General features: G+C 61.2%; 9 protein-coding genes. 6 read left to right on the top strand and 3 right to left on the bottom strand.

What is annotated here, in order from left to right:
* The first annotated feature begins 74 nt into the window (after positions 1 to 74).
* Both K290_RS0108360 and K290_RS0108365 read left to right on the top strand, forming a co-directional pair.
* A complete protein-coding gene (locus K290_RS0108360) occupies positions 75 to 1,805 on the top strand; it encodes an ABC transporter substrate-binding protein (protein ID WP_028751491.1) in 1,731 nt (576 codons plus the stop codon).
* Between the two features lie 193 nt (positions 1,806 to 1,998).
* Positions 1,999 to 2,442, top strand: coding sequence for an SRPBCC family protein (locus tag K290_RS0108365; protein WP_028751492.1), 444 nt, complete (start codon positions 1,999 to 2,001; stop codon positions 2,440 to 2,442).
* Between the two features lie 136 nt (positions 2,443 to 2,578).
* Here the strand turns inward: K290_RS0108365 and K290_RS0108370 are convergent, their stop codons facing one another.
* Positions 2,579 to 3,874 (bottom strand): ABC transporter substrate-binding protein, encoded by a 1,296-nt coding sequence (locus tag K290_RS0108370; RefSeq protein ID WP_028751493.1) that lies wholly within the window; start codon positions 3,872 to 3,874, stop codon positions 2,579 to 2,581.
* Positions 3,875 to 4,035: 161 nt separating this feature from the next.
* Between K290_RS0108370 and K290_RS0108375 the strand changes: the two genes are divergently transcribed.
* From K290_RS0108375 to K290_RS0108390, 4 genes are all read left to right on the top strand, one after another.
* A complete protein-coding gene (locus K290_RS0108375; RefSeq protein WP_028751494.1) occupies positions 4,036 to 5,058 on the top strand; it encodes a LacI family DNA-binding transcriptional regulator in 1,023 nt (340 codons plus the stop codon).
* A gap of 42 nt (positions 5,059 to 5,100) precedes the next feature.
* Positions 5,101 to 6,957, top strand: coding sequence for a DUF2264 domain-containing protein (locus K290_RS0108380; protein WP_028751495.1), 1,857 nt, complete (start codon positions 5,101 to 5,103; stop codon positions 6,955 to 6,957).
* Positions 6,954 to 7,979 (top strand): hydroxyacid dehydrogenase, encoded by a 1,026-nt coding sequence (locus K290_RS0108385; protein WP_028751496.1) that lies wholly within the window; start codon positions 6,954 to 6,956, stop codon positions 7,977 to 7,979. The genes K290_RS0108380 and K290_RS0108385 overlap by 4 nt, the downstream gene beginning before the upstream one ends.
* Positions 7,980 to 8,184: 205 nt before the next feature.
* Complete coding sequence (locus K290_RS0108390; protein ID WP_028751497.1) at positions 8,185 to 8,772, top strand: transglycosylase SLT domain-containing protein; 588 nt, start codon at positions 8,185 to 8,187, stop codon at positions 8,770 to 8,772.
* 21 nt (positions 8,773 to 8,793) lie between these two features.
* Here K290_RS0108390 and K290_RS0108395 read toward each other — a convergent pair whose 3' ends face one another.
* Both K290_RS0108395 and K290_RS0108400 read right to left on the bottom strand, forming a co-directional pair.
* Positions 8,794 to 10,056, bottom strand: a complete 1,263-nt coding sequence (locus tag K290_RS0108395; protein ID WP_028751498.1) for a Gfo/Idh/MocA family protein — start codon at positions 10,054 to 10,056, stop codon at positions 8,794 to 8,796.
* Between the two features lie 174 nt (positions 10,057 to 10,230).
* Complete coding sequence (locus K290_RS0108400; RefSeq protein WP_028751499.1) at positions 10,231 to 11,682, bottom strand: enolase-like domain-containing protein; 1,452 nt, start codon at positions 11,680 to 11,682, stop codon at positions 10,231 to 10,233.
* Between the last annotated feature and the right edge of the window lie 128 nt (positions 11,683 to 11,810).

Consider the following 11,810-nt stretch of genomic DNA (forward strand, 5'->3'; position numbering starts at 1 on the left):
TAAGAAAAGTCGATACAGATGGCTGGGGGGTCTGGCCGTCTGACAATGCACTCGCAACCTGTAGGGAGGAATATATGCGAAGACATCTCTTAACGACGACGGCTGTCGCGCTGCTGGCCTTGGCCGGCACGGCCCACGCCGGCATGAACGAAGCCAAGGCATTCCTGGACAAGGAGATCGGCGATCTTTCGACGCTCTCGCGCGCCGACCAGGAAAAGGAAATGCAGTGGTTCGTCGATGCGGCCAAGCCTTTCCAGGGCATGGAAATCAAGGTGGTCTCGGAAACCCTGACGACGCACCAGTATGAATCGCAGGTTCTGGCACCGGCCTTTACCGCCATCACCGGCATCAAGGTCACCCACGACGTCATCCAGGAAGGTGACGTCGTCGAAAAGATCCAGACGCAGATGCAGACCGGCCAGAACCTCTACGATGGCTGGGTCAACGATTCGGACCTGATCGGCACGCATTGGCGCTACAAGCAGGTGCGCAACCTGACCGACTGGATGGCGGGCGAAGGCAAGGACGTTACCAATCCCGGTCTCGACGTTGCCGACTTTATCGGCACCAGCTTCACCACCGCTCCGGACAAGAAGCTTTATCAGCTTCCCGACCAGCAGTTCGCCAACCTCTATTGGTTCCGTTACGACTGGTTCAACGACCCGAAGAACAAGGCCGATTTCAAGGCCAAATATGGCTACGATCTCGGCGTGCCGGTCAACTGGTCGGCCTATGAGGATATCGCCCAGTTCTTCACCGGCCGCGAAATCGACGGCAAGAAGGTCTTCGGCCATATGGACTACGGCAAGAAGGACCCGTCGCTCGGCTGGCGCTTCACCGACGCCTGGCTGTCCATGGCCGGCAATGGCGACAAGGGCCTGCCGAACGGTCTGCCCGTCGACGAATGGGGCATCAAGGTCGATGCCAACTCCCGTCCGGTCGGCTCCTGCGTCGCCCGCGGCGGCGATACCAATGGTCCGGCTGCCGTCTACTCCATCCAGAAGTATCTCGATTGGCTGAAGGCTTACGCACCGGCAGAAGCGCAGGGCATGACCTTCTCCGAATCCGGCCCGGTTCCGGCACAGGGTAATATCGCCCAGCAGATCTTCTGGTACACGGCCTTCACCGCCGATATGGTCAAGCCTGGTCTTCCGGTCGTGAACGCCGATGGCAAGCCGAAGTGGCGCATGGCTCCCTCGCCGCACGGCGTCTACTGGAAGGACGGCATGAAGCTCGGCTATCAGGACGTGGGTTCCTGGACGCTGATGAAATCCACGCCGCTCGACCGCGCCAAGGCTGCGTGGCTCTACGCGCAATTCGTGACGTCGAAGACGGTGGACGTGAAGAAGAGCCATGTCGGCCTCACCTTCATTCGCGAATCCACCATCCGCGACAAGAGCTTCACCAAGCGTGCGCCTGAACTCGGCGGTCTGATCGAGTTCTACCGCTCGCCGGCTCGTGTCCAGTGGTCGCCGACCGGCACCAACGTTCCTGACTATCCGAAGCTGGCGCAGCTTTGGTGGCAGGCTATCGGTGACGCCGCATCCGGCGCGAAGGATGCACAGGGCGCCATGGATGCGCTTTGCTCCGATCAGGAAAAGGTGCTGCAGCGCCTGGAACGCGCAGGCGTGCAGGGCGATATCGGTCCGAAACTCGCCGAAGAGCATGATCTCAACTACTGGAACGCCGATGCCGTCAAGAACGGCCATCTCGCTCCGCAGTTGAAGATCGCGAACGAAAAGGAAAAGCCGGTCACCGTCGACTACGACGAACTGGTCAAGAGCTGGGCTGACGCAACGAAATAGGCCTAATCTCTAATGAGGTGGGGATGCCGGGGCTCGAAAGGGCTCCGGCATTTTGCTGCGAACGATCCCGGTCAAAACCGCAGAGCATAAGAGCTGAATAATTTTTTCGGAGAAAAATCGATCCAATGTCGGATTGCTGAGGTATCGTTCGTCCTAAGGTCGTCCACTCCGTCAATTCAGAAGGATCACAACCATGCCGAATACCATACGCCTGCACCGCGTTCTGGCAACCAGTCCGGAGAAGGTCTATCGCGCCTTCATCGAGGCTGACGCGCTCGCCAAGTGGCTTCCGCCCAATGGCTTTGTCTGCACCGTGCATCATCTGGAAGGGACAGTCGGCGGCACGTTCAAAATGTCCTTCCGCAACTTCACGACCGGCAAAAGCCATGCCTTCGGCGGCGAATATGTCGAGCTCGTGCCCGGCGAGCTGGTGCGCTACACCGATAAGTTCGACGATCCCAACCTGCCGGGTGAAATGGCGGTAACCGTGACGTTGAAGAAGGTGCTGGTCGGAACGGAAGTGAATATTACACAGGCGGGTGTGCCCGACGTCATTCCGCCGGAAGCCTGCTATCTCGGTTGGCAGGAATCGCTGCGCAATCTTGCGAAACTCGTCGAGCCCGAGATCAACGAATAAAGTGTCAGGGCACCAGAACGGATTTATGGCATCTGCCGATCCGAACATCTCCCTCGGTGTGAGGGAGATGTTCTCAACGAGACGGAGCGGTCAGAGGAGCGGCAAAGCGCACGGCCTCTGAATGAGGCTCAGCCGATTACCCCTTCTTCAGCTTCGTTTTCCCTTCTTCCACCAATTTTTGCGCTGCTTCCGCAACCGTGATCTTGCCGAAAGCGAGTTGATCGGCGACCGGGCGCATGACGTTCTGGTCGAATTCGTTCGAACCAAGCGGCGCCGGCACAGGATAGGTCCCAACCTGATCCTTCAACAGCTCGACATATTTCACCGTCTGCTGCTCGACCGGATTGAGCGTCGGCAGAATGGCGGCGCGGACGGTCGGTGACATCGGCACGCCGCGCTCGACGCCGAGAATCTTGCCGGCGTCGATATCGTTGACGAAGAAATTAATGAATTTCGCGGCCGCTTCGCCGTTCTTGCTGGAGGAGCCGACGCTCCAGATCAGCGCTGGGCGATAGTAATGGCCGGAGGGTCCATCCTTCTTTTCGCGCGGCAGCATCGTCACAGCGAGCTTGCTCTTGACGACAAGCTGATAGCCGACGAGCTGGTTGGAATAAGCCATGCCAATGGCCGATTTGCCGAGCGCCAGGCAATTGCTTTCGATAGTGTTCTGGTCGAGCGTCTGGACATCGGCGGAGACGGTGCCGCCTCGTTGGCGCAGATCTTCCCAATAGGAATACCATTCCTTGGCATCATCGACGCTGAAGCCTAGGCCGCCCTCGTCCGTATAAAGGCTTTTGCCGCGTTGGCGCAGCCAGACATCGAGGACATAATTGTAGCGCGCACCATAAGGCCCACCCCAATAGGCGCGCTTGCCGGCTGCCTTCGTCATTTCAACGGCGAGGTCGGCATATTCCGCCCAGGTCGTGGTCGGACTAGGCGGCGTCACGCCAGCCTTCTTGAAGGCGTCCTCATCATAGAACATCGCGAAAGAGTTAAGCCCGAGCCCGATACCGTAGAGCTTCTTGTCGACCGTCGTCAGCTTCAGCACGTCTTTGCCGAAACTGTCGACCTTCAACGTTGAAGGCACGAACTGATCGAGCGGCATGCAGGCGCCACGCTTCGAATAATCCGAGATCGTGCTCGGCTCGAGCTGGAAGACATCCGCGATGCTCTGGCTTGCCATTCCCGTTGCGAGCTTGGCCCAGTAGCCGTCGCCGCTGATGCTCTCGCCAACGACGGAAATATCCGGATTTTTGCTGTGGAACAGCTCGGCGACGGCGACCGTGCGCTTGCCGCGATCGGGCGAGCCCCACCACATCGCCCGCAATTGCGTCGAGTCGGCGAAAGCAGGCACCGCCCCCCCGGCCCCGAAAGCGAGACCGGCTGCGGCTCCAGCAGTTCCAATCATGAATGAACGACGATTCATACGCATGAGATTCCTCCTTCTCTTGCGATGGCTATGACGCGTTATCCGCGGCGACCTCCCGACGCCTGGTGCGGACAAATTCAACGGGAGAATATGCAATTGCATTGTGTAATGCAATAAATAATCTTTTTCTTGCAAATTTGCATAATTTGCGGAACTATTGCTCTATGAGTGAGGTTCGATCCAAACGTGTCAGGCAAGCCGATATTGCCATCAGGGCCGGCGTCTCCGTTTCCACGGTGTCGCGGGTACTGACCAATGAGCCCGGAATCAGCGAAGCCATCCGCCAGCACATCTTCAAGGTGGCAAGCGACCTCGGCTACCCGCTGAAGCAGGCTGCGGAAACTGTACCGGCCGCCCTGGCGCTGATCGCCAGCGACAGCGCGACGGGCGGCCTGAGCGTCTTCTATGAGGGCATTGTCGAGGGCCTGCGCGTCGGCGCAGCCGAACGCGGCATGCCTTTCGACATTCGCCTCGTCCGCGAAGCGAGGACAGTGCCCGATCATATCAGGGAACATCTCCAGGCAGCCGGTGCTGAGGGTCTTTTCCTCGTCGGCATCGATCCCTCCGATGAGCTGCGCATCTGGCTGGAGGACAGTGGCACGCCGGTCGTGCTCGTCAATGGCACTGATTCAAGGCTGCGCTTCGATGGCGTCTCGCCCTCGAATTTTTTTGGCGCTTATGCGGCGACGCGGCGCCTGATCGACGCCGGCCATCGCCGCATCCTGCATCTCACCGGCTCGCATCGCCAGACGATTCTCGAGCGCATCCGCGGCTTCGAGGCGGCGATTGCTTCCGTCGAGGGCTGTGAAGGCCGCATCGTGCCGTTGACGTTCCGGGGCAGCGCCAGTGCGGAGGCCCATGCCGCCACGATCGCCGCCCTTGCCGAGGATCGCAGCTTTACCGCCGCCTTCTGCATGAACGATTTCGTCGCGGTCGGCGTGCTGGAAGCGGTGATGGAAATGGGTCTGCGGGTGCCGGACGATTTCGCCATCGTCGGCTTCGACGACCTGCCCTGCGCATTGATGACCAATCCGCGCCTCGCCACCATGCGCGTCGACCGCGCCGCCATTGGACGCGAAGCTATCGGTTTAATGACCGCTCGTTTTCGTGATCGCGACGCGCCCGCGCGCCAAGTCTGTCATGCCGTCGTCCCCGTTCCCGGCGGCACGCTCCCGCCCGAAACCTGAGCCCGTATCTTTAGCGGCAACGACCGAAAAAGAGCCAGACCGATGACCTACGACCCCGCCAGCAGCAACCCCCTCGCCGGCAATCCGCTGCAAAACCGCACCGATATGCGCCGAGCGCTGATCGACCTCTTCTATCCGCTGCTGCCTTACTTCTCCAAGGGCAATGCCCGCGTTCGGATCGATGCCGCCGGTGCGCATTTCGACCGTGCCGCCGCCGATCTCGAAGGTTTCGCCCGCCCGCTCTGGGGTCTTGCGCCATACGGCGCCGGCGGCGGCGATTTTGCGCATTGGGGCCGCTATGCCGAAGGGATTGCCAATGGCGTCGATCCCGGCCATCCGGAATATTGGGGCACCGTCAACGGCCGCGACCAGCGCATGGTCGAACTCGCCGCTCTTGGTTTTGCACTTGCCTTGGTGCCGGAAAAAATCTGGGAACCGCTCGATAGCAAAGCCCGCGGCAATCTCATCGCCTATCTCAAGCATGCCCGCACCTTCGACTACGCCGACAACAACTGGAAATTCTTCCGCGTCCTCGTCGATATCGCCCTCGACCGGCTCGGCGCCGAGTTCGATCGCAGCCTGACGGAGGATTACCTCAGGGAATTGGACGGCTTTTATATTGCCGACGGCTGGTATCGCGACGGCAATGTCAGGCGCGTCGATCACTACATTCCCTTCGCCATGCATTTCTACGGGCTGATCTATTCCAAGCTCGTCGATGACGACCGCGCCAAGCGCTATCGCGAGCGCGCGATGCTGTTCGCCAAGGATTTCCGCCACTGGTTTGCGCCCGATGGTGCCACAATCCCGTTCGGCCGCAGCCTGACTTACCGCTTCGCCTGCGCCGGCTTCTGGTCGGCTCTTGCCTTCGCCGATGTCGAGGCGCTGCCCTGGGGCGAGATCAAGGGGCTCTGCCTGCGGCACCTGCGCTGGTGGACCGGCAAACCGATCGCCCATCGCGACGGTACGCTGCCGATCGGCTACGGCTATCCCAACCTTCTGATGTCGGAAAACTACAATTCCGCCGGCTCCCCTTATTGGGCCTTCAAGGCCTTCCTGCCGCTGGCGCTCCCCGAGACGCATCCCTTCTGGACAGCCGAGGAAAAACCGCTGGTCACTGAACCGGCGATCGTGCCGCTCAAGCATCCCGGCATGGTGATGATGCACGGCAAAGCGGATGTCGTGGCGCTGTCTTCTGGCCAGGAAAACCTGCAGATGCGCTTCGGATCAGAAAAATACGCCAAATTTGCCTATTCCGCCCGCTACGGTTTCAGCGTCGAAAGCGACGAGCGCGCCTTTGCCGGCGGCGCCTTCGACAGCATGCTCGCCTTCAGCGACGATGGTGTGCATTACCGGGTGCGTGAGACCAATGAAGAGGCAAAGCTCGCCGGCGATACGCTTTACGCGAAGTGGTCCCCTTGGCCCGATGTCACTGTCGAGACCTGGCTGATCCCCGCGGCACCCTGGCATATCCGTCTGCACAAGATCATCACGCCGCGGCCGCTGCAGACTGCCGAAGGCGGTTTTGCCATTGCCCGGCGGGATTTCGAGGCCGATACGCTTTCTTCGCAGAAAAACGCTGCCTATGCCGTCGGCGAGGCGGATTTCAGCGGTATTGTCGATCTCGACTCGACGGTCCCACGCGACGGACTGACGCAGAAAGCGCCGCCCAACACCAATCTGATCGTTGCCAAGACGCTGGTGCCGCAACTGCGCGGGACGATTCCTACAGGCGAAACCATTCTCGTCTCCGCCGTCCTGGCGGAGCACGACCCTGCCACCGTCTCCGGCGCCTGGACGAAGCCGCCGGCAAAACCCGACCTCGATGCCTTGCGCGCGCTGATCGCCGAGAAGGGCGTCACCGTCAGCGCTATCGACGTGCCGGGACGGCCGGCATGACCCACTCCACCCCCGACCGCCCCGCCATTGCCTTCGCGATGCAGCCCACGCGGACGCAGCATGTCCTGACGCCGGAACTGATCCAACGGCTCGACGGAATAGGTCGCGTTTTGGACGCTGCGCCGATGGAGCGTTTTGACGACGAAAGAGCCCGAAAGCTGCTAAGCGAAACGGAGATTCTGGTCACCTCTTGGGGCTCGCCGCATATCGATGCCGCCGTATTGGCGCAGGCGCCGCATCTGAAACTGGTGGCGCATGCGGCCGGTACTGTGAAAGGCCTGATCGAGGACAGCCTGTTCGCCCGGGGCATATCGGTGAGCCATGCGGCACAGGCCAATGCCCTGCCGGTCGCCGAATTCACCCTCGCCGTCATCATCTTCGCCGGCAAGCAGGTCTTCCGCTTCCGTGATATCTACGTCGCCGACCGTGATCGTGGCCGCACGCAGCCGATGCAGAGCGGAGGGATCGGCAACTACGGTCGAACGGTCGGTATCGTCGGCGCGTCTCGCATCGGCCGTCGCGTGATCGAATTGCTTGCGCCGTTCGACTACAAGATCCTGCTTTACGATCCGCTGGTTGGCGAGGCGGAAGCACGGCAGCTCGGCGTCGAGAAGACCGAACTCGACGTTCTGATGGCGCGTGCCGACATCGTCTCGCTGCATGCCCCATCGCTGCCGGCGACGCGCCACATGATTGACGCCCCCCGCCTGTCGCTGATGAAGGACGGGGCGACCTTCATCAACACGGCGCGCGGCGCACTGGTCGATGAACCCGCCCTGCTCGCAGCGCTGAAGACCGGCCGCATCGACGCGATCATCGACGTTACCGATCCGGAAATCCCGGAGGCAAGTTCCGCCTTCTACGAACTGCCAAACGTCTTCCTGACGCCGCACATTGCCGGCGCCGTCGGGCTGGAACGCACCCGCCTCGGCGAGATGGCAGTCGATGAAGTCGGCCGCTTCATCGAGGGCAAGCCGTTGCTCTACGAAATCCGCCGCGACGACCTGGCACGTATGGCGTAAAGCCTCGGAATCATCACCAAACCGCCTCATTTCGGCACAAGCGGAAAACCCGTTTTTAATCATTCTGGGCTAGCAATCTCTTTGCGCATGACCCTAAAAATTCCGGTTTCGAATTTTTGGAAAGGATCATGCGCCATCAAGGTTGTTGCGGCGTCCTTTGCGCGTCCACAAGACGCGCGGCGCGGCAATGAAGAGGTTGTCAGTTATGCGTACCCGTATCGTCTCCATAGCCGCTGTGCTGCTGCTCGGAATACTGGCAGGCTGCGCCACCGCCCCGTCCCATACCCGCAACGTCTGCGCGATCTTCGATCAGCGCGACGGCTGGTTCAACAATTGGCAGCGCGCCGCCGAACGTACGGAGCGGGAATACGGGGTGCCGGTACCGATCCTGATGGCGACGATCTACGCCGAATCCGGCTTCCAGCCGCACGCCCGGCCGCCGCGCCGGAAACTGCTCGGTTTCATTCCCTGGACACGGCCTTCCAGCGCCTACGGCTATTCGCAGGCCCTCGACGGCGCCTGGGATCACTATCAGCGCGACACGGGCCGCTGGGGTGCGCGTCGCTCTGATTTCTCCGACGCGATCGAATTCATTGGCTGGTATCACGCGCAAAGCCATATGCGGAACGGCATCCCGCAGAACGATCCCTATAGTCTTTATCTGGCTTATTACGTCGGTTGGAAGGGCTACCAGCAGGGAAGCTGGCGCGGCAATGGCGAACTGCAGCGCACGGCGCAGAAGGTCGCCAGCATGTCGGCGCTCTATGCCTCGCAGTTGCGCAATTGCAATTGAACTGGCGCTGCCGGCGAGCCGCTAGGGCCGCGCCTCAAGCAGATTGAGGCCATCATCCTGACCCCAGATATCGGCGATCGAGACCTGCTTGCCGGTCCGGCTGCTTTCCAGCGCCGCAATGCCGCAGAGAACCGAGAGCGCGCCCGCGCGTGAGCCGGCACGCTGTCTCAGCTCGTCGTTCGGCCCGGACCGCAGCAGCATATTGCGTAGGCGGTCGTCGCCGCCGTAGTGGCCGCCCGAGGAATAGGGCACCCAGATGCGCTCGACATCGCCGAAATTCTTCATGACGACGATCTCGTCGGCAGGCGGCGTCGTCCAATGCTGCTTTTCATATTGCCGCAGCTCGATACGTCCCTTGTGGCCGTTGAAGGCAATATGGTGACCTTCGATCGGCATATAGGTGTTCAGCGAATAGGAGACGTTGACGCCGTTGCGATAGCGGATCGAGGCAACCATCGTGTCGGGTATGTCGATGTCCTCGCGGAAGACACAGGCGTCGCGGACATAGCCGTCGACCGTCGAGGGCTCTTCATAGAGGCTTTCGAGCAGCGGCGTGGCGCTGATGTCGAGATAATAATCGCACTCGTCCTTATACCGACAGGTGCGACAGCGCTCGCCCCGGAAAGGCCCTTTGCGGCCGTAATGCTTGAGATCGGCAAAGGCAGACACCGTTTCCGGATCGGAATCGAGATACCAGTTCAGAAGATCGAAATGATGTGTCGCCTTGTGAACGAAAAGGCTGCCGGAATTTTCGACGAAGGCGTGCCAGCGACGGAAGTAGTCGGCGCCGTGGCTGGTATCGAGATACCAGTGAAAATCGACCGATGTTACGTCGCCGATAACCCCGGAGTTGATGAGTTCCTTGATCTTCGCCGCCGTCGGCGCGAAGCGATAGTTGAAAGACACGTCGACCCGTTTGCCGGAGCGTGCCTCGGCATTCAGAATGCGCTTGATCTTGCCGACCGTCGTTGTCATCGGCTTTTCGCTGATGACATTGGCGCCTGATTCCAGCGCCTTCACGATCTGGTCGTCATGGGTGGAATCACGGGTACAGACGATGACGAGGTCCGGCTTTTCGACCCGCAGCAACTCATCGAAATCGGTATAAACGGGCACGGAGGCGCCGATATAGTCCAGGGCGCGCCTGGCCCGCATCGCGTTGAGATCGCAGACGGCGACAAGCTCGACCTCATTGCTCCAGCGCTCGACCAGATCCTTGCCCCACATGGTAGCACCGCGATTACCCGTGCCGACCAGGGCATAGCGCTTCTTCGATGACGGCATGTTTCTCCTCCAGAGTCTGGTTTCTCCTTCTTCCCTCGGGGTCTGAAGGACGGGTCGAGACCAGCGGCTCGACCCCGGTTGGTGCCCGCCCATCGATAAACTCAGGCGCGGATGAGGGGGTCAGCGCAGTAGGTTCGAGGGCGACCTTACGGTGCAACGCCCCCTCAACCCGCGCTACGCGCGACCTTCTCCCCGCTGGGGAGAAGGTGAATAAGACGTCTCCATCGCGCTCCAATCCGGCTCGACAGACGAACCGAGACCGACCGCGCCGACGACCGAACCGATGGCGATCTTCCCACCCTCGATCTTCAACCGCGTCCGCCCGTCGCGAACGGCGTAAAGATCGGAATGAGCCCGCGCGAAAGCCGCCTGCTCGGCGTCCGGCGCGCCGGCCATACCGTCGACATAGTGGTGGCCGTTGCGCTCGATATGCGTCATGCCGATCAGCGCGGCGAGCGCCAGGTCCTGTTGCACGGCGAGGCCGCCCTGTGTCGTCAGGTCCTCTGCCGACATGAAATAAGCCACGCCATCATCGGCGCTCCACTTGGCGACGCGCGCCCGGTTCAGCAGCGAACGATAGAAGCCCTTGCAGGATTTAGAGGAGATGCCGGTATAGCCAAGCCGCCTGGCCGTGACGAAAGCATTGATATCGGCGTCGGATTCATCGATCTCCACCGGCTTAAAGGCCGCAAGCGCTCCCACCGGCTTTTCGAAGGCATGCGCCCGGGCGATCGGCTGTTCTACAAACAGGATCGACGCCGCAAAGCGGGCCAGCCGCGGCTCGGCCTGGATGCGCCCCAGCAAATCGGCGACCGCCTCGGCGGAGTTGAACTGCTCGTTGCCGTCGAGCGTCACCGAATAGGCCGACGTCTGGGCATCGATGACATCGGCAATGCGGCAGAGACGATCGATATCGGCATCGGGAACGCCCGATACCTTCACCTTGAAGAAGGTCATGCCATAGGCGTCGATCGCCTCCTCGAAACTTTCCGGCAGGCCGTCGTTCAGGCGGTCGGCGGCCTGGATATCGCTCGTCCGGATAGCATCGACAAGACCGACCGTGTGGCGTGCTGCAAGATGTTCAGCCGGCGCCAGGCTCGACAGAAAATTGCGCAGATTGAAACCTGCGAGATCGGGCGTCGTTGATGCATCGATTCCGGGCCGATTGGCCTGGATCGCCCGTGCGACCGTCAGACCTTCCATCCGGCAGAGCGCGTCGAGAACCGCCCGGTTGGCGAGCGCCAGGCCGAAGGACGCGACCAGGCCGTTCAGCCTCTCGGCCGCAGCCCGCGCGTGATGCGCCGCTTCGACAGCGGCATGCAGCGAGAAAGCCGTTCCCAATCCCGCACCCGTCAGGCCGTCGAGCGCCAGCGCCAGCGAACGGCGAAGCTGGTTTTCATTGTCGGCATTGGAGAGCTCGGGCGATTTATCGAACCATTTCGGCACCATCAGCTCGGCGGCCATGCCGCTCGCCGAGCCGCCCCGGGCGTCTTCAATGCGGACACGCAGAAAAATCTGCCGCGCCTCCCGCAGCGTCGCCGCGCCGAAGCGGAACGGAAGCCGCAATGTCACCGGCCGCTCAAAAGTCTCGGCCTCGACAACTCTGATTTTCAATGGGTCGGTCATGGTTTCAGTTGGCTCCGGTAATCGTCAGGCGGGTCTGCCCATGCTGCTTCTGCGTGTCTGGCCCCTCACCCCAGCCCTCTCCCCGCTGGCGGGGAGAGGGAGCTCTATCCTGCCAAAAGCAATCTTCC

This window comes from Rhizobium leucaenae USDA 9039 (assembly GCF_000426285.1).
Classification (GTDB): Bacteria; Pseudomonadota; Alphaproteobacteria; order Rhizobiales; family Rhizobiaceae; genus Rhizobium; species Rhizobium leucaenae.

Coding starts and splice junctions, on each gene's coding strand:
- K290_RS0108400 (WP_028751499.1), bottom strand. CDS start 11,682: ATGACCGACCCATTGAAAATCAGAGTTGTCGAGGCCGAGACTTTTGAG.
- K290_RS0108395 (WP_028751498.1), bottom strand. CDS start 10,056: ATGCCGTCATCGAAGAAGCGCTATGCCCTGGTCGGCACGGGTAATCGC.
- K290_RS0108385 (WP_028751496.1), top strand. CDS start 6,954: ATGACCCACTCCACCCCCGACCGCCCCGCCATTGCCTTCGCGATGCAG.
- K290_RS0108390 (WP_028751497.1), top strand. CDS start 8,185: ATGCGTACCCGTATCGTCTCCATAGCCGCTGTGCTGCTGCTCGGAATA.
- K290_RS0108360 (WP_028751491.1), top strand. CDS start 75: ATGCGAAGACATCTCTTAACGACGACGGCTGTCGCGCTGCTGGCCTTG.
- K290_RS0108370 (WP_028751493.1), bottom strand. CDS start 3,874: ATGCGTATGAATCGTCGTTCATTCATGATTGGAACTGCTGGAGCCGCA.
- K290_RS0108375 (WP_028751494.1), top strand. CDS start 4,036: ATGAGTGAGGTTCGATCCAAACGTGTCAGGCAAGCCGATATTGCCATC.
- K290_RS0108380 (WP_028751495.1), top strand. CDS start 5,101: ATGACCTACGACCCCGCCAGCAGCAACCCCCTCGCCGGCAATCCGCTG.
- K290_RS0108365 (WP_028751492.1), top strand. CDS start 1,999: ATGCCGAATACCATACGCCTGCACCGCGTTCTGGCAACCAGTCCGGAG.